Origin of the sequence: Legionella sp. PATHC039 (assembly GCF_026191275.1) — a bacterium.
In the GTDB taxonomy this organism is placed as follows: domain Bacteria; phylum Pseudomonadota; class Gammaproteobacteria; order Legionellales; family Legionellaceae; genus Legionella; species Legionella pneumophila.
In genome coordinates, this window is the sequence record NZ_JAPHOP010000001.1 from 421766 (window position 1) to 439336 (window position 17571).

Below are 17571 nucleotides of genomic sequence, written 5' to 3' on the forward strand. Positions count from 1 at the left end.
TATGGCAATTCAAGCTTTCGTTTGGTTATCTATCTTCAAAGGCAGTACACGCCACTTCATGATGAAAGGGGTGCCATCTTATCTGTAATTAATTGCCTGTCCTTCGAATGAAGAATTATTTTTTAAGGAATCAGTTAAATCAGCAATAACTTTCCTATCGGCGGCTGAACCTTGCAATATTTTTGGCGTTTTTCCTATTATTTCTGAAGATTCATATCCAGTTAGCCTGCTGAATGCTTTATTCACATAAATGATCAATGTATCTTCACTACAATCAGTTATTATGATTGAGTCGTAACTATTTTCTAATAAGATTTTAAGGAAGCTCAGGCTGAACTGCTCATCATTTAAAATTTTTTCCAAGGAAAGTTCCATTGGATTCGTGCCTCCATTTTTTATCAAAGGTAAATGTGACAGCTTATTTTCTGATTGTTAAACAGCTTTGTAGCGTAGTCCGCCGCGCTTAATTGCTCACTGAAGTTTAAGCGGATCATTAGATTGCTGGTATTCCCAACCAGGCCATTTTATTGATAACCCCACAAGAAAGCATTACAAAAAACTCTGATTAAAAGAGTATGTTAGGCGTCATAGGTAGTTGTTTCGCGAAAAATGAAGTAAATATAAGTTAAGTCTTGTATCAAAATGGCGCTCCTAAATGAGCGCCGTCTTTAATGGGTTACTCTTTGGGAAGCAATACTTGATTCACAACATGAATAACACCATTTGAAGCCTTAACATCTGCTTTTACAACTTCAGCATTATTGACATATACTTTTCCATCTTTAACAGTAATATCGACATCCTGCCCACTAAGTGTTTTAACCATACCGGGTTTAATTTTATCAGAGGTAATGTCTCCACTAACCACATGATAGAGCAATACAGCCTTTAATTTTTCGGGATTAGCTAAAAGTGCGTCTAGATCGGCCTGAGGAACAGCTGCAAATGCCTCATTAGTGGGAGCAAAAACTGTAAAAGGACCAGCCTCTTCTAAAGCTTTAACTAAATCAGCTTTTTTCAATAAAGAAACAAGGGTTGAAAAGTCCTTATTGCCGACGGCTATGTCAACTACAGTAGTACCTGCATTTGCCACCAAGCTAAATAAGGAAACCATTGCTACTAAAAATAACTTTCTAAAAGTGTTCATTTTACTATCCTTATAATTAAAAACAATTTTAACAATATACCGTTGTAATGACTTGGTCAAGCAAATTTGCACACCCCAGTTAAGCCACTTTTTTCATTAACCTCCATTACCGATTTTCAAATTGATTCGGACTTAGATAATCCAAAAACGAATGCAATCTTTGATTGTTATAAAACATAGTAATGTAATCTGAATATCTTGTTTTGCCTCCCGTCTGGTTTGATAATTACCCCAATGCACTCGCTCGTCTTTCAAGCGGTTGAAAAAATTTTCAGCAACGCTATTGTCCCAGCAGTCCCTTTTTTGCTCATGCTGCCCATAAGGCCTCGTTGATTGAGAAGTGGTAGGGAAGGAACGAGTCATAGTAGTCTGTATGGATTTAATCATTACCTACCGAGCCATTGTTAAAAAACATTTTCTCAATGCAAAAATAATGGCCGACCGCTTTCATGTTATTCGCTTGCTTCAACATCAATGTATGATGACCTGACGTGAGCTATCTGGAAAAATAAAAAGTTCCATCGTAAGATGAAGCTCATTCAACGACGTGCTTATGGATTTAGAAATTTTGAAAATTATAGGTTAAGGGTTAAAGTTTTGTGTTCTTGATTAGTGCCCCCGGATTTGGGCTGTCTCTTGATCACATCTCCATCAACTCGTTAGCTATCCTAAGCCCTTCTACTCGTTCCTGTAATCGGAACCATCCTTTCCAGATAGTAGACCAAGCTGCTTTCCCAGTTCTTTTGGAATCAGTCCAACCGCCCAACTTGGCTATTGCTTTATAAGCCCAAGCAGCAGTAGGTATTTTTTCAGGTAATGATTTTCTTTCAACACTATTCCATAAGACTTTCCATTCAGCATCAGTGAGCAATTCATCGCAAGAAGTACTGCTATCATTGATAACTAGAGTAGTCGGGTATTCAAAATACTCTTTTAATTGGAGTAATCGAATTGCTACAAATGAGAGAATGACAATCATTTTCTCTAAATTTTCAATTGATTGCATACGCTGCTCTTCAGCACCAACCCCCGATTTCCATGCTTTATGAAAATCCTCAATGCGCCATCTCATTTCATAATATCGCGTTATTTTTCGGGTACACTCTAATGTTGTTGTGGCTTCTGTTGTTAATAGAATCCATTCAAGGCAATCGCTTTCAGATGGATTTTTCTCTTTAGCGATTACTACGTTTAAAGTGATTGGTTTTAATTCACGTGCTTTAGCTCTTCGTTCAGAAGGTGAGAAAGTAACAGATGTTGTTTTTAACTCAAGAGTCACTTGGCGTTTCTTTCTATTTGCTTTTTGAGCCACTTTAATTGTATAAGTACCCAAGTTTACTGCTGAAGGTAACATTTGAAATAAATAACAGTTACTTCCTTCTAGTTTTCGATTATGGCTCGCTCGAACAATAAAACGTTGAGCATGGTCTAACTTGTACTGAATGTATTCAAAAATATCAGCTTCTCTATCGCAAACAGAAATCACATCAGACATTTTAGAACCCAATCGGTTCTCTAATGCCCGAGTATTCTTTTCCCATTTATAGCTTTCTTTCTCTGTATATAACCTTACTCGTCGATGATTTTTTTTGCCCCTTTCTTTGATATCTCGACACCAACGTTCTTGCGCAATTAATCCTATTGTTTTCTCTTGCTCTGCATCCATGAGCATAGTTGTATGAACATGAAAACCTCGATTGCTTTTTTCTTTAGGACCGCCTAAATCACCTAATGATTCTTTTACTTGATGGGTATAGGAGAGCGTGGTTGTATCTTCAATGGCTAAAAGCGTGGGGATTGACTGAGATAACCAGCTTGTTACTTGATAACCACCCTCTGCAATTTGATTCGCTGTGACTCGTTTGTTTCGTAAAAAACGATAACTACCTTCTATAAGCGCATCCTGCCCTCCACAACTTCCTGAAAGAGAACCACCAGGCGTCGATGATAATTGTTTGCCTATTTGAATTAACCGACGAGTAAGTCGTTTATCCCCTAAAGCAACTGAACCAAAAATAGCTTCCGACCATGCTGTAGTATCTTCAACTGCTAAGTCCATACATACCTCAAAAAGAGGTGATTTGATCATGTTTGTTTGGAATAAACAAGATGTGTAGAAGATTCAGCGGATTTGGGGAGGAGCCTGTTCTTGATTAGTGCCCCCGGATTTGGGGAAGAGCCTCTCTTTTGAGTTATACATCGCAACCCATTGATTTTAAAACGATTAAATGGCGCGCTCGGAGGGACTCGAACCCCCGACACCTTGGTTCGAAGCCTGATACTCAATAATAGAAAACATTATAAATCAACAACTTACGATGCATCAAATCATCGAATTACTGCCTAGAACTGCCACAAATACACTACAAACGGTCACTGTTACGGCACGATTTCGTCACTGTTGTGTCAGGCAGCGCTAGGCAGTCCCAATCAATATTTCCCTGTGCGACATACAGCCACATTAGAGTCCTATTGTTGATTATTAGTATTTTGATTAGACTGACTCTGAATGGTATAATCTCTTATTACCTGAGTTAATAAAAATACAAAACGCGTATTTGAATTTGAGAGTGGTTGCGCTATAATATAATTAACCATGCCCGTCACGCCTCTCAATGATGCGCACCACGACGGGTTATTTTTTTATGGCTGAAAAGAGTTATACGAAACCTGCACTTACTGTTAGTCAACAGCTGGAGTTTTTATTTTCTCAGGGTTTGCAGATTGAGGATCAAAAACTAGCTATTCGTGCATTGGAAACAGTAAGTTATTATCGCTTATCATCCTATCTTTTGCCTTTTAAGCAATCCCACAATGCAAAGAACCCTCGCCAGTTTAAAGAAAACGCTACATTTGAACAAGTTTGGCAGCTTTATCAATTTGACAGAGAGCTAAGGTTACTTGTTGCTGATGCAATTGAAAAAATAGAGGTGGCATTTCGAGCGGCATTAACCAATGTGACAAGTATCCGATTTAATCCTTTTTGGTATGTAGAACGAAATTATTTTAAGGCTAAAGCTGGTGCAAATAGAGAAAGAGATTTTTTTGATGATTATCTAAAAACAATTAAAACGATTAGTACCAATAAGCAGGAACTATTTATTCAACATTATCATAAGAATTATGATAAACCATATTTTCCACCAATTTGGATGATGGTTGAGGCACTCTCCTTTGGTGTCTGTTCTAAGATGTTTAATAATATCCAGTCGAAAGATGTGCGTAATGAGATTGCTTCTTTTTTAGGTCAGCATACAACTGTAATTGAATCTTGGATAAAAAGTTTAACCTATACAAGGAACCTCTGTGCTCATCATTCAAGATTATGGAATAGATGGCTTGTTATTCCTCCGCTAATACCTAAGAATGCGCCTATTAAAACCCATATTGATGGTAACTATCGTTTTCAATTAATCGCTTTTATCATAGATCAATTATTAGAAACAATTGCACCTGAATCTAATTGGAAAATAAAGCTCTTTGAGCTATTTGAAAGAAATGAGCAGTTTTCAGGAATTGAAATGGGATTTATAAATAATTGGCGGGATGATCCAATATGGCATTGTTGAATAAATCAAAATTAGGCAACATTTCACCTAACCGAATTGGTTTTACTTCACTTTCACAGAGACTGGCATACCCAGTGAAGTGATTCGTTTAAAGCACGCGTAGCAATCCCACATTCTGTTTTTTGCTGAGGTAATTCCCTTGCTTTCATGGCTGTCCCCATGACTTTTTTGTAACGCAAAATAGCTAACTCTATATGGCTGCGCAAACCATAATTGTTTTTCTTTTGCCATACCATATCCCCCTCGTCCTGCAAAAGGCGAATATGATCGTCGCGCTGAGTGTTCGCTTTCCAGCTAATCACTGCAACTGATGGAGGAGGAATGACGATCTTTGCATCAGGCTGTTTCGTCAGTATAGCCTTATTAAAAGCAAAGCTTATTAAAAGCAAAGCTTGCTTCTTTAATTGCTTTTCCAGGAGAATTATGAAATTCAGCATTATCTACAATAAAGCTCTCGTCTGTTCCTTGAAATCGACCCGCTTGAATCCATGCATCTGGAAATATTTTGGCTCTGTCCTTACCAAATAATATTAACCCTGAACTGTAGGTACTTTTTTGCCTTGATAATCCATTAAGATAACGACCGTTTCTAGATCTTTCTTATCGATCTTCCTAATTTTTTCGAATTGCTCTAAAGCAGCTCTGAAGTCTATCGCTTCGGAGTTCAATGCAGTTAAGGGTTGCTCATCAAAAGTTTGATTGCTGACTATGCGATTTAACTCTTTAATCATTTCTGTGTCAGCTTTTCTATTTGTGGTTCCAGCACGAATATATACTCCTTCTTCTGGTCCTGATTTTTTTATAATAATGATGTCTAGTCTAGCTTGGAAAGACACGAACAATTAAAAGATAAATATCCCGCCATAGAATAGTATCTATTTCGGGAAAAATGTGTGGGGCAATTGATCGCTAATAAGAATGGCAACTTTTTCTCTGATGTTTTTTGTTCTAAAATAAAAACGTAGATACCAAAAAGCTTGTCCATTGAGTCAATTGGTATTTCGAGATCTCTGGATCTTCCAGTTCAACCGCTGTAAATCGACGTTCTATAAAGTCAAGAATAAAAACTTGAGGATTGAATCTTAGGGTGGTTTGTATTTGGGGCAAAATATAATTTGGATTTTCTATTAAGGAGGTGGTTTTTAAGCCACCCCTTAGAATAATTTATGATGCAGTACGTCCTTTATGGGTATCAACGACAGGGAAGTCGATGTCCGTCTTGAATGCTTCGTTGAAGTAGTTAGTGAAAGTGTTCATCGCTACATGCGCTAAAATTTCAACCATTTCTTCATCACTAAATCCAGCTTCACGGACAGTCTTGATGTCGAACTCACTCACCCCACCACGACGTTCAATCAGTTGAGTAGCAAAATTGAGAGCCACTTGTGTTTTCTTATCAGACGATTTTCCTGAGAGGTTTTCTTTAAGTTCATCTTTATTAATCCCTGCTTTTTCTCCAAGATAGGTATGAGCGGATGCGCAGTAGTTACAGCCATTATAACCTGCTGAGACCAATGCGATTTGTTCGCGTAGTTTAGGGTTAAGAGCACCTTTGCTAAGAGAGGTCATAATCCCAATGTAGGCTTCCAGTGCCGCTGGTGAGTTGGCAAGTGTGCTGAATAGATTTAATTCAGTGCCCATAGCTTTTTTTGTGCCTTCGAGTAGCTCTTTAGCTTTGCCTTGTGCGTTAGCGATAGAGATTTTTTTAATACGTTGCATGATACCTCTCCTTATTTTTGGATAGATTGGAATACGACAGTATCCTCTTGCCCTTTATATTTGTAGCAGACCATATAACTTACGTCAAGGAAATTGACAGTTGTTCGGAATTCTGTTGTTCGGAATTCTGACTATACTTAAGAATAGAGCATTAATCAGTGAGAAACCACCATGAAGAGTATTATCAAAGGTTTGTTATTTTTTTTCATGAGTGTTGCCTCTTTGACAGCCTATGCAGAACAAGCCTATAAACGACCTTCAGATGCTGTCATCAAACAAAAATTATCAACAATTCAATATAATGTTACTCAACAACAGGGTACAGAATCCCCGTTTAATAATGCTTATTGGAATAATGAAGAGCAAGGTATTTATGTTGATGTTGTTACCGGTGAACCATTATTTATTTCGCTCGATAAATATGACTCTAAGACTGGCTGGCCGAGTTTTACCAAACCGCTAGAACCTGGAAACATAATATATAAAGATGATAGCAGCATGTTTACTAGTCGGACTGAAGTGATTTCCAAACATGGAAAATCACATTTGGGGCATGTTTTTGGTGACGGCCCTCCGCCCACCAATAAACGTTTTTGCATGAATTCTGCGGCGCTGGAATTTATTCCAGTCAAGGATCTGCAGAAAAGAGGTTATGGTAAGTATTTGCCACTATTCAAAAATGCAGGAAAATAACGTGAAGTAATATGCCATGTTTATGGCTCACAACAAGATTTGCCTTTGATAAACAGAGCTTAGGCAGTTGAGTGGTTTTGCCTGGTTTTTGCAATTTATCAATTAATCAGCTACCTTTAAGCTGGATAATATTATCAACAGGGAGCTTAAACCTGACATGAAGTTTTATCTTCATCCATCTTGTCATTTATTATCAATGCATTGGAACAGTTTTGACCTCATTAAAGCATCAAGAGATGGTTACAAGCATCCTCCTCGTCCTAAAAAAATGGCTCATTCACAATCTTTAGTCATTTGGCGCCGCCAACTTCAAATAAGATATTATCTAATGGATAAGTTAGAGCAAAATATGTTAAGCCAATCCAAAACAAGGCTTCTTTCATAGAAATTTGTGAACAATTAAGCTATGAAATGAAGGATGAGAAAGCGGCAAGCTATTTGGTAAAAAAATTGTATGTTTGGCTTGAGGAACAATTGTTTGTCCATCAATTGAATCCTTTTGTCTAAAACACTATTATGCCTCGTTTCTAGTCATTCATTAAAATCATTGGTTTTTTCTATCTGTATTTCTTTTTCTTAATGGAGGTAATAAGTAAATTATTTGCTCTAAAAGTAAAAAAGGACCATACTCAATCGGACAGCACAGAGAATTTATTTCGTGCTCCTACAAGGAAGGATACATGGACAACTCCTCAAAACCACCAGGCAAGCGCTCCATAAAAGCTGAAATGATTTAATTCAACTATTGATGCTTTTCTAATAATGGTCGCCAGGCTGCCTAAATGTGTGTAATTAAAAGTAGCATTGGATGGTTTATTATAAACAAGAGCCGCAATTTTTTTGGCAACAAAAGCGCCGCTTTGTTATGCGGCAGGTGCAAGTCCAGGGAAAGATTTTCCGTACCACTTCAATGTAAAAAGATTTAAATATGGTTAACAATTTTATAAGGATAGCAGCGATGAAAAAAATTAAATCATTGTATATACCGCAATTAATATTTATTTTTATGATGCCAGTTCTTGCCTGGGCTTCAGATATTTCCTACAGTTTGGTGGGTATTCAGGGGTATGATCCTGTGTCTTATTTTCAACAAGGTGGGCCTGTACGTGGTAGCGGAAACTACACGGGATATTATGAAGGTGTGAGTTATATTTTTTCTAATCAAGAGAACAAAAAAACATTTCTTGCAAATCCTGAAAAATATCTTCCCGCTTATGGAGGATATTGCGCGTATGGCGTATCCGTTGGGAGCAAAATAGTGAGTGATCCTTTAGCTTGGAGAATTGTGGATGGAACACTCTATCTAAATTTAAACAGCAAAACACAAGATGTTTGGGCAAAAAATATACCTGGCAACATAAAGAAGGCAAATATTAATTGGCCAAAAATTAAAGGCATCGACCCTAAAGACTTATAATAAGTTGCACTGTTTTAATATAATTCTCCTTCCCACTTAGTTTGCATCCGGATTTGTTTTGCGGTTCGAATTAAGAAGTTTGGAAGGGGAAATGATGTAATGAGTATGTATTCATTAAGTAAAGATTCGGGAAATTGTGGTGATTAATACAGACTCTATAGCCTTTAAACAGACTACCGTCAGCGGTAAGCCAGTAATCGTGGCTGGGAAAGCCTTGACATCTTTTAATATTCACCTAAACTTTTCATTAAAACGTTGAGCTTAATATATCGATAATATCATGTTCATTAGCTGAAGAAGGAATATGAAAGAAAAAAAAAGGAGTAAAACAAGTAAATACCTAAGTAATTTAGTTTTAATTCTTGCTCTCTCCATGATGGTTAGCTCAGCTGTGATTTCATATTTCTTTATCAGACAAAATGAGCTGCTTATATCTTCTTTGAAAATGCAAGCGCAGAACAAACAAATTCTCATTAAAGATGTATGGAACAATATAGTAAAAAAAGAAACCAGAGCTGATATCGCGATACTTCTGTCTGTTTTACCTGTAAAAGATGAGGTCGAAGTTCAGGCCATTAAAAAAGACTATTTGAGAGACTTTTCTGAGTTAACAGGAACATCAAGTACAGCGGATATTGTCAAAGAGGTTAAAAAGGAAATTGAGCGTTATGGTGAATATATTGATAATTTATATCTTGATCAAGTGACTATTCAAAATAAAGCAACTGCAATCGAAGGTAGTAATAAATTGTATTCTGAAATAGCGTTTTTTCTACAAATATTTAGCGTTGTATTGATTATTTTAAGGAAGGATTTTACAGAATAATAATAGTCTCAACGATGGATCTTAATCCCAAGTTACTCCTTAACACGAAAGTTTATAAACTTGTTTAACCTTGACAGCGAATTGATCGGTGCTATATTTAAAAGATAACATATCGGATAGTCCTGAAATAATATGATTGTTTTCCAATACCATGTTATGTAACTGTTATATTAATCAAGGGGCATTAAAATGATAAAAAACGGAATTTTTACAGCAGTTGCAGCAGCGATAACTTTAACAACTAGTGTTGCATTTGCTGAAGGTGAAATGGAGAAATGTAGCGTTGTTAAAGATGGCAAGGGATTAATTAAGGAAAACAAAGCAGATTGCAAAGGTTCTTCCCACTCCTGTGCTGGACAAAATAAAGCAGGTGATTCTGAATCGTGGATCTTAGTACCAAAAGGTCAATGTGATAAAATAAATGCGGGTGATTTTAGCGCTGTTGGGCAAGACATTAAAGATAAAATCGAAGTTTCAAATTAATCGATTCGTATATTATGACTTTGAACCCGCTAATAGGTATTGGACTTCGGTACCCTCATTACACACAAGTTCTAGAGGAGCGACCTTCGATTGGCTGGTTTGAAGTTCATAGCGAAAATTTCTTCTCCAACGGCGGAAATGAGATAAAAGCTCTTTTAAATATTTCCGAATATTATCCGATAAGCCTTCATGGTGTTGGGCTATCTTTGGGTTCATCCGATGGTATCTCCAAAGTCCATTTGGATCGCCTATCGAATCTTGTTCATCAGGTGCAGCCTAAATTTGTTTCTGAGCATCTTTCATGGGGACATGTTGGTGGCATACACATGCCTGATTTACTTCCAGTGCCTTATACAGAAGAAAGTTTTAACACCTTTAAGCGCAGTATATCGATAGCACAGGATTTTTTAAAACGAGAAATTCTTATTGAGAACCCATCTTCCTATATAGAATATAAGTCATCCAGGCTCCATGAATCCTATTTTTTGGTGGAGCTTTGCAATCAAACAGGTGCCAAGATTCTGCTCGATGTGAATAACCTATTCATCTCATCCTGGAATCACGGATGGAATACCAAAGAGTACATTGATTCTATTCCATTTAATTTAGTAAAAGAAATTCATATTGCTGGTCATTCCATAAAAGAATTGTCAAACGATAGTACTCTGCGTATAGATACTCACAATAATTATGTGTGTGATGAGGTGTGGGCTCTATACGATTATACTGTTCAAAGATTTGGCCCTATACCAACTTTACTTGAATGGGATGCAGACATCCCTTCTCTCAATGTTTTAATTGAGGAAGCTTCAAAATGCGAGTCATACCTCTCGTCTTACAAAGTCAATAGGGGGGTAGCAAATGCATGAATTACTTAAATTACAAGAGTCCTTTTATCGAAATATCTTTAAAAAAGACGTTGATTTAAGTTTTATAAGCTCGGATTTCTCCCAAGAACGGCTAGATGTTTATCGTCAGACTATTTTTGAAAATATGATCAATGCTTTGAGGATTACTTATCCAGGCGTTTGGAAATTAATCGGCAATGAGTGTGCCAATAGTGTTGCCTATACTTATTGCAAAAAGGATAAGTACTTACCAAAGACAGGCTGGCTTGATGATTTTGGTGGAGATTTCCCTGACTTTCTTTCCACATTACAGCAACTGTCTGAGTTGCCCTATTTAAGTGATTATGCCCACTATGAATGGCTCAAACATTTGGCGTATGGGGCTGTAGACTCTAAGTCCATTTCCCCTCAAGATTTAATGACCATCCCCGAAGAGGAAATAGATCATATCAAACTGAATTTTTGTCCTTCAGTTTGTATTTTTCAGTCCAAATACCCGTTGTTTGATATTCATGATACCATTGAGAATTGTAGTTCAAAAGCAATTACCCTTAAGACAGAAGCAGCTTATGGTGTTATTGGCTGTAAGGAAAACGAAATACATACCTATTGGATTGCCGAAGATCAGTGGCATTTCATAAAGAAATTATTTGAAGGTGCAAAGCTTTTAGAGAGCGTCCAGTATGCACAAACAATCAATCAAAATTTTGACTTAACTTCAGCAGTTGCTTTTGTGTTACAGGAGCAGCTGGTCGACAATATCATTAAAACCGGAGGCAATAATGCTCAATAATTCGGTAGAAACTTCTATAAATAAGCCGTTCATTTCTAAAATTATTCAAATTTATCTATCAGTTACAAAGGTTTTGGAGAAAATTGCCCTTCCTGTGCTTGTTTTATTCATGCGCTTATGGATGGCTAAAATCTTCTGGTATTCTGGCATGACTAAAATATCAAACTGGCAGTCGACCGTCTTCTTGTTTAGGGAAGAATATAAAGTTCCTTTTGTGCCTCCAGAAATTACTGCTTGTCTTGCAACCTCTTTTGAGCTCGCTTGCCCTGTACTTCTTATCTTTGGGTTTGCAACAAGACTTGCAACATTGCCTTTACTGGCTATGACCGCTGTCATTCAGTTTACCTATCTCGATTTAATAGACCATCGTTACTGGGCTATGCTGCTTGCTTTGATTTTATTTTATGGCCCGGGTTCACTATCTCTTGACCACTTAATTTCTAAGAAATTTGGATTATTGGCATCTTCGCGTGGCGATGTTGCCTAAATCAAATTTGGTGTGCATAATGCTTCTGAGTATAATAAGTCCAGCGATCTCAATAATTCTTTTTCTAATAGATTGCCCGCTCAGAAAAAGTAAATACTTTGAACAGATTTATGCAGGGTAAAAAAATAATTGTTTTATCACCCGAGTTTAAAAAGTATTAAACTAATGTTCAACACCGCAAGGAAAAAAGTGCAGAAAACGTCAGAACCATTCCCCGCACACGAAATTTGAAATGCTTTTTATTATAAATAAAAGCATAAGCATGAAGAATTCTTCCCAGAATAAAATATAAGGCCAAGATGAATAGAATTACCCAATGGGCTTGATTTGCTTCAGTGCAAAGCATCAATATCAATGCAACCCGTATTTAGGCGAACGCTTACGTATATCTGCCTGTATTTAAAACTTATATGGGACACGACTCTTTTCACGAAAGGGCCTATTACCTTCGTATGACGATCGATGTGTTTCCCGATATAAAGTTGAAAATGGAGACTAGGTACCCAGGAATAATCCCTGATTTGCAAGGCGATAACGATGAAACCAACTGATTTTGCAGAATATTTTACTGAATTTCTTACTGTTTATTTACCCAAACAAAAAAATGTAAGCAAGAACACCATTTACTCTTACAGAGACACATTGAAAATAGAAAAATATTTTCAGTCCAACAACTACCACTAATTTAAGAGAAAAATGATTACTATGAATAAAGATAATTATAATTGGATTGACTTGAGCCATTTTTATAGGCAAGTTTATAGAAACAATTCACGAGCCTTTTAAACTAATGTCTGAGATCAATTACAGTACAGTACAATATTACTTAGTACTCATTCTTATTTTTATTTATTTGTCATTGTTTGTTTTAGAGAAAAAGTGGCCTTTAAGAAAAGCAACTCGCCCATTATTGCCGCGATTAGCAATTAATTTCACCTTTACCCTCTTGGTTTATGTCATCGCAAGTCTGTTTATTAGCCCCTTAGCAAAAGCCACCGTCCTTTTCACCTTTAGCCATGATTTCGGCCTTCTATCTATGCTTCCCTTTAATCAATGGGTAGTGTTTATACTTGGGTTTTTGTTAATGGATTTAAGCTTTTACTACTGGCATGCTCTAAATCATAAACTTCCGTTGTTGTGGCGATTCCATGTCGTGCATCACGCTGATCCTGACTTAGATGTTTCAACCGCCATGCGTTTTCATTGTGTGGAAATTATGTATTCGAGTCTCTTTAGGTTGGTGCAATTAGGGTTGATTGGAGTGAGTCCCTTACTCTTTTTTTGCTATGAATTTTTTTTTCAAGCACATACTTTTTTTCAACACAGCAATATCAAATTGCCTTTTCGCTTTGAACGGCTAATTAATAAAATTATCGTTACTCCAAGAATGCATGGCATTCATCATTCCAATTATCTCAATGAAACCAATAGTAATTATGGGGTTGTATTTTCATTTTGGGATAGGTTGCATCAAACAATCAAATTAGATATTCCCCAACAAGCTATAATAATTGGTGTACCTGGGTATTCCAAGCCATCAGATAATAGTCTTATACGGTTACTTTTGATGCCAATTAAAGCTCAACGCCACTATTGGCAAATAAAAAAGGATTTTCATTTTAGTCGAAAGTCAAAAACTTCTGATAAGAAAGTAAGAACGTTATGTGAATAATGAAAAGGGCATCATCTTATGAAAATTAGTGCAATAAAAACTTGGCTGCCCTTATTAATTATAATAGTTTTATTAGGTCTTTTTTTGGGTTTAGGCTTAAATAAATACGTAAGTTTTGCCAGTTTACGAGACAATCATGAATGGCTTATAGCCATAACAAAATCACATTTTTATCTGGTCTCTTTCGTTTTTATAATAATTTATACAGTGGCTGTAGCACTCTCTATCCCAGGTGCTATCTTTTTGACTTTAATAGGCGGCTTCTTATTTGGAATACTTTGGGGAACTTTTTTGGTGGTTCTAAGTGCCACTTTAGGTGCAACGATTCTTTTTTTTGCAGTCCAATCGTCCTTAGGCGAAGTGTTTTCCAAGCGTGCTTCAGGTTGGGTTAAGCGGATGCGTTCTGGGTTTAAAGACAATGCATTTTCTTATTTGCTCACCTTGCGACTTATCCCATTATTTCCTTTCTGGGTGATTAATATCGTTTCTGCCGTATTGGGTGTGAGCGCTTCTACTTTTATCATAGCCACTTTTATAGGAATTATTCCTGGCTCTATTGTCTATGTGTCTGTTGGTAATGGATTGGGCGAACTATTTGCAGCAAGCCTTCAGCCTAATCTGGGGATTATTTTTGAACCCAAATTTATTCTACCTTTATTAGGATTAGCCGCTCTTTCTTTGATTCCTGTTTTTTACAAAAAAAAGGGTAAACAGGGTACTGAAAAAATGAAAGATAAAGATTTATTTTGTGATTTGGCCATTATTGGCGGGGGTTCTGCAGGCTTAAGTATCGCTGCAGGTTGCTCTCAATTGGGATTACAAGTGGTATTGGTTGAACCAAACAAAATGGGAGGTGATTGTTTAAATTACGGTTGTATCCCTTCTAAAACGCTATTGAACACTGCCAAAATCTTTTATCAAACCAAACATTCGACTGTTTTAGGTATTCAGGCAAAATCGGTGAAAATTGATTTTTTGCAAGTGATGCAGCAGGTGCATAATGTGATAGCGTGTATTGCAAAAAATGATTCGGTGGAACGTTTTACCTCTCTAGGTGTTCAGGTTATTCAAGAAGCAGGGCATTTTATAGGGCCAAAACAGTTTAAATTAAAAAGGAAAATTATTCGGGCCAAACATTTTGTGATTGCTACAGGCTCATCTCCAGCCATCCCTCCTATCCAGAACTTAAACAAGGTCTCTTATTTAACTAATGAAACCATCTTTAACCTAAAAGTACAACCTGAGCATTTGATTGTTATCGGCGGAGGTCCTATAGGCTGTGAATTAGCTCAGGCTTTCGCAATGCTTGGGTCTAAAGTCACTATTTTAGAAGCCTTTACTATTCTTCCTAAGGATGATGCCGATTGCGTGGCTATTATTCGAAGTCAACTTGAGTCGATGCAGATAGCACTTTATGAGCAAATTAAAATTAACAAAATAGAAGAGAGTGCTGATAAGACCATTAGTGTTCATTTGGAAAACCAGGACAACCCAATTACTATCACAGGCTCGCATTTGTTGGTATCAACAGGTCGTGTGGCTAATGTGGACGGGCTCGGTTTGGAAAAAGCAGGCGTTCAATACACCACCAGAGGGATAAACACGAATGCCAGACTTCAAACCACTAATAAAAAAATCTATGCCATAGGCGATGTGACAGGGCCTTATCAATTTACGCACATGGCTAGTTATCAAGCGGGTATTGCATTGAGAAATATTGCTTTTAAATGGCCTGCAAAAGTAGATTACAAAGCGGTGCCTTGGGTGACTTATACTGAGCCCGAATTAGCCCACGTGGGCCTATTGGCGAGTGAGGCCTTAAAAGATCCTACATTAAAAATCACAGAATTTGCCTTCGCCGAGGTGGACAGAGCCCAAGCGGAAAATAAGGTAAATGGCAAAATAAAAATCATAACCGGTAAAAAAGCTAAAATTTTGGGTGTGAGCATAGTGGGCGCTCATGCGGGTGAATTAATTTTACCTTGGGTTATAGCCGTTAAAGAACGGAAAAGTTTGCGAACTTTTACCGATGCGATTGCAGCGTACCCCACTTTTAGTGAAATTAGTAAGCGAGTTGCGGGAGAGTATTATAAGCCGTTTATATTTTCTTCTAAAATTCGAACTTTCGTTCGTTGGCTAAATAAATTAGGATAAATCTATGATAGAACAACACCTTAGGCCACTGTATCAACGCCTTTGTGTCAATCCAATTACTCCTGTGTTGATAGAGCGAGTGACCCCAAATCAAGTCACCTTCTTTTCTGGCGTATTGGGTCTTTTAGTGATACCCGCACTGTGGCTAAATCTACCCTATCTGGCCATTAGTTTACTATTACTGTCTGGATATTGTGATACCCTCGATGGTACTATTGCTCGTCTAACTAACCATAGCTCTGACTGGGGTAGTGTATTGGATATTATGACTGATCGCGTGGTTGAGGTGGGTGTTGTGTTTGCCTTATGGGCTATTAATCCAAATGAGCGGGGTCTTGGGTCTTTGTTAATGATGGCGAGTATACTACTTTGTATCACGAGTTTTCTTGTTGTGGGTATTTTTAAGACTAATGATTCAGAAAAAAGTTTTCATTACAGCCCAGGATTAATAGAAAGAGCTGAAGCCTTTGTTTTTTTTATAGCCATGATGCTTTGGCCAAACCACTTCCTAAGTTTAGCAATGATCTTTTCTTTGTTAGTGATAGGGACAGCGATGCACAGGCTTTATGAATTTCATAAGCAATCTATTTAAAAAGAGTTAAATACTCTTCATAGCCTTCTTTGCTCATTTGATCTTTTGGGATAAATCGCAATGCCGCCGAATTCATGCAATATCGTTCACCGGTGGGTTTTGGGCCGTCATTAAATACATGCCCTAAATGAGATTGCGCATTTTTAGAAAGCACTTCAGTTTGCACAAAAAACAAATAGTGTCTCGCGGGTTTTAAAATAACATTTGCGGTATTTATGGGTTTTGTAAAACTAGGCCAACCGGTTCCTGAGTCGTATTTATCCAGAGAACTAAACAGAGGCTCTCCTGAAACTATGTCCACATAAATTCCGGCTTGTTCATTATTCCAATAGGGATTATCAAAAGGTTTTTCTGTAGCAGCCTTTTGAGTCACTTGGTATTGTAGAGGCGTAAGCTGTTTTAGTTTTTCGGATTTGTTAAATTCAGGCGTGTAAGCCAGGGCAGTATTTAGCATAAATACGCTTACAATAAAACTAACTAGACTTTTCATCCCATAACTCCTTGATACGAGCATCACGACCACAATTGTAACGGTAATATTTGTAACGAATTGGATTTTTTTGATAATAATCTTGATGATATTCTTCTGCAGGATAAAACGTTGTAGAGGGAATTACCTCTGTATATACCTTAGGAAATCGTTTTTTTATTTCATCAATACTAGCTAAAGCTGCCTTTTTTTGATCGTCATTTAAATAGAAAATGACGCTGCGATATTGCTTACCAACATCGCAAAATTGCTGGTTTTGTACTGTTGGGTCGATATGACGCCAATAAAAATCTAGTAATTCTTGATAGGTCACTTTATCGCTATCAAAGACAACACGCACAACCTCTACATAAGCAGTTTTACCCGATGAGACCAATGCATAACCAGGCCTAGGCTCAGTACCACCATCATAGCCTGAAATAGTCTCTAAAACCCCAGGAACTTTATCAAAATCGGCTTCAACACACCAAAAACAACCACCAGCAAAGATGGCTTCGGATGGTTTAGCAAAAAGTGGTTGGGATAGAAGAGCTATCAAAATAAAGAGGTAGCGCATACCTAACCTTGGAAGACAGTTTGTATTTTAAGTGTAGCAGAAAATTACTTTAAGGTTTTAGCTCAAATACTCATGTTACCCACGATCAATTTTAAGCAGCCATATTTTTAAGCCCCTGCCAGGCA

General features: G+C 37.2%; 22 protein-coding genes and 2 pseudogenes. 14 read left to right on the plus strand and 10 right to left on the minus strand.

What is annotated here, in order from left to right; all coding sequences use genetic code 11:
* Positions 1-78 precede the first annotated feature (78 nt).
* The 3 genes and pseudogenes from OQI99_RS01880 to OQI99_RS01890 all read right to left on the minus strand — a co-directional run.
* On the minus strand, positions 79-375 hold the full coding sequence (locus OQI99_RS01880; protein WP_265731237.1) for a PAS domain S-box protein: 297 nt from the start codon (positions 373-375) through the stop codon (positions 79-81).
* Positions 376-676: 301 nt separating this feature from the next.
* Positions 677-1147 carry a fasciclin domain-containing protein gene (locus OQI99_RS01885; protein WP_265731238.1) on the minus strand — a complete coding sequence of 157 codons (471 nt, stop codon included), beginning with the start codon at positions 1145-1147 and terminating at the stop codon, positions 677-679.
* A 106-nt stretch (positions 1148-1253) separates the two neighbouring features.
* Positions 1254-1488: pseudogene (locus OQI99_RS01890) on the minus strand (IS3 family transposase); the annotation flags it as partial.
* Between the two features lie 5 nt (positions 1489-1493).
* Between OQI99_RS01890 and OQI99_RS01895 the strand changes: the two are divergent.
* Positions 1494-1756 (plus strand): annotated as a pseudogene (locus tag OQI99_RS01895) (transposase); the annotation flags it as partial.
* 31 nt (positions 1757-1787) lie between these two features.
* Here the strand turns inward: OQI99_RS01895 and OQI99_RS01900 are convergent.
* On the minus strand, positions 1788-3206 hold the full coding sequence (locus tag OQI99_RS01900) for an IS4-like element ISLpn3 family transposase (RefSeq protein WP_061514713.1): 1419 nt from the start codon (positions 3204-3206) through the stop codon (positions 1788-1790).
* A gap of 586 nt (positions 3207-3792) precedes the next feature.
* Here OQI99_RS01900 and OQI99_RS01905 point away from each other — a divergent pair.
* Positions 3793-4716 carry an Abi family protein gene (locus tag OQI99_RS01905; protein ID WP_015444231.1) on the plus strand — a complete coding sequence of 308 codons (924 nt, stop codon included), beginning with the start codon at positions 3793-3795 and terminating at the stop codon, positions 4714-4716.
* 53 nt (positions 4717-4769) lie between these two features.
* Here the strand turns inward: OQI99_RS01905 and OQI99_RS01910 are convergent, their stop codons facing one another.
* The 3 genes from OQI99_RS01910 to OQI99_RS01920 form a co-directional block, all read right to left on the minus strand.
* A complete protein-coding gene (locus OQI99_RS01910; protein WP_010947827.1) occupies positions 4770-5153 on the minus strand; it encodes a transposase in 384 nt (127 codons plus the stop codon).
* 93 nt (positions 5154-5246) lie between these two features.
* The gene (locus OQI99_RS01915; protein ID WP_016356980.1) at positions 5247-5552 is read right to left on the minus strand and encodes a hypothetical protein; all 306 of its coding nucleotides are present in this window, start codon (positions 5550-5552) and stop codon (positions 5247-5249) included.
* A gap of 328 nt (positions 5553-5880) precedes the next feature.
* Positions 5881-6435, minus strand: coding sequence for a carboxymuconolactone decarboxylase family protein (locus OQI99_RS01920; RefSeq protein ID WP_010947825.1), 555 nt, complete (start codon positions 6433-6435; stop codon positions 5881-5883).
* A 171-nt stretch (positions 6436-6606) separates the two neighbouring features.
* Here OQI99_RS01920 and msrB (OQI99_RS01925) point away from each other — a divergent pair, with 171 nt between their 5' ends.
* The 8 genes from msrB (OQI99_RS01925) (at position 6607) to OQI99_RS01960 (ending at position 11982) form a co-directional block, all read left to right on the plus strand.
* Entirely contained in the window at positions 6607-7128 is a 522-nt protein-coding gene (gene msrB / locus OQI99_RS01925) for a peptide-methionine (R)-S-oxide reductase MsrB (RefSeq protein ID WP_010947824.1), read from the plus strand.
* Positions 7129-7285: 157 nt separating this feature from the next.
* Entirely contained in the window at positions 7286-7513 is a 228-nt protein-coding gene (locus OQI99_RS01930) for a hypothetical protein (RefSeq protein ID WP_015444232.1), read from the plus strand.
* A 573-nt stretch (positions 7514-8086) separates the two neighbouring features.
* The gene (locus OQI99_RS01935; protein ID WP_015444234.1) at positions 8087-8545 is read left to right on the plus strand and encodes a YHS domain-containing (seleno)protein; all 459 of its coding nucleotides are present in this window, start codon (positions 8087-8089) and stop codon (positions 8543-8545) included.
* Positions 8546-8849: 304 nt separating this feature from the next.
* Positions 8850-9371 carry a hypothetical protein gene (locus tag OQI99_RS01940; RefSeq protein WP_010947822.1) on the plus strand — a complete coding sequence of 174 codons (522 nt, stop codon included), beginning with the start codon at positions 8850-8852 and terminating at the stop codon, positions 9369-9371.
* A 189-nt stretch (positions 9372-9560) separates the two neighbouring features.
* Entirely contained in the window at positions 9561-9854 is a 294-nt protein-coding gene (locus tag OQI99_RS01945; RefSeq protein ID WP_010947821.1) for a DUF2282 domain-containing protein, read from the plus strand.
* Between the two features lie 14 nt (positions 9855-9868).
* Positions 9869-10723 (plus strand): DUF692 domain-containing protein, encoded by an 855-nt coding sequence (locus OQI99_RS01950; RefSeq protein WP_010947820.1) that lies wholly within the window; start codon positions 9869-9871, stop codon positions 10721-10723.
* Positions 10716-11495, plus strand: a complete 780-nt coding sequence (locus OQI99_RS01955; RefSeq protein WP_010947819.1) for a DNA-binding domain-containing protein — start codon at positions 10716-10718, stop codon at positions 11493-11495. Before OQI99_RS01950 ends, OQI99_RS01955 begins: the two co-directional genes overlap by 8 nt.
* Entirely contained in the window at positions 11485-11982 is a 498-nt protein-coding gene (locus OQI99_RS01960; RefSeq protein WP_010947818.1) for a DoxX family protein, read from the plus strand. Before OQI99_RS01955 ends, OQI99_RS01960 begins: the two co-directional genes overlap by 11 nt.
* A gap of 169 nt (positions 11983-12151) precedes the next feature.
* Here OQI99_RS01960 and OQI99_RS16225 read toward each other — a convergent pair whose 3' ends face one another.
* The gene (locus OQI99_RS16225; RefSeq protein ID WP_324293549.1) at positions 12152-12337 is read right to left on the minus strand and encodes an MAPEG family protein; all 186 of its coding nucleotides are present in this window, start codon (positions 12335-12337) and stop codon (positions 12152-12154) included.
* 182 nt (positions 12338-12519) lie between these two features.
* Between OQI99_RS16225 and OQI99_RS01970 the strand changes: the two genes are divergently transcribed.
* The 4 genes from OQI99_RS01970 to OQI99_RS01985 all read left to right on the plus strand — a co-directional run bounded on the left by OQI99_RS01970 (position 12520) and on the right by OQI99_RS01985 (position 16400).
* Complete coding sequence (locus tag OQI99_RS01970) at positions 12520-12666, plus strand: hypothetical protein (RefSeq protein ID WP_010947816.1); 147 nt, start codon at positions 12520-12522, stop codon at positions 12664-12666.
* Positions 12667-12772: 106 nt separating this feature from the next.
* Positions 12773-13654, plus strand: a complete 882-nt coding sequence (locus OQI99_RS01975; protein ID WP_010947815.1) for a sterol desaturase family protein — start codon at positions 12773-12775, stop codon at positions 13652-13654.
* 18 nt (positions 13655-13672) lie between these two features.
* Complete coding sequence (locus OQI99_RS01980; protein WP_010947814.1) at positions 13673-15808, plus strand: FAD-dependent oxidoreductase; 2136 nt, start codon at positions 13673-13675, stop codon at positions 15806-15808.
* Positions 15809-15812: 4 nt separating this feature from the next.
* Positions 15813-16400, plus strand: a complete 588-nt coding sequence (locus OQI99_RS01985; protein WP_010947813.1) for a CDP-alcohol phosphatidyltransferase family protein — start codon at positions 15813-15815, stop codon at positions 16398-16400.
* On the opposite strand, the gene msrB (OQI99_RS01990) is transcribed toward OQI99_RS01985, so the two are convergent.
* Positions 16393-16854: a peptide-methionine (R)-S-oxide reductase MsrB gene (gene msrB / locus OQI99_RS01990; protein WP_370447313.1), complete on the minus strand. Its 462-nt coding sequence runs from the start codon at positions 16852-16854 to the stop codon at positions 16393-16395. The genes OQI99_RS01985 and msrB (OQI99_RS01990) overlap by 8 nt on opposite strands.
* Before the next feature lie 19 nt (positions 16855-16873).
* Positions 16874-17446 carry a peptide-methionine (S)-S-oxide reductase MsrA gene (gene msrA, locus OQI99_RS01995; protein ID WP_010947811.1) on the minus strand — a complete coding sequence of 191 codons (573 nt, stop codon included), beginning with the start codon at positions 17444-17446 and terminating at the stop codon, positions 16874-16876.
* Between the last annotated feature and the right edge of the window lie 125 nt (positions 17447-17571).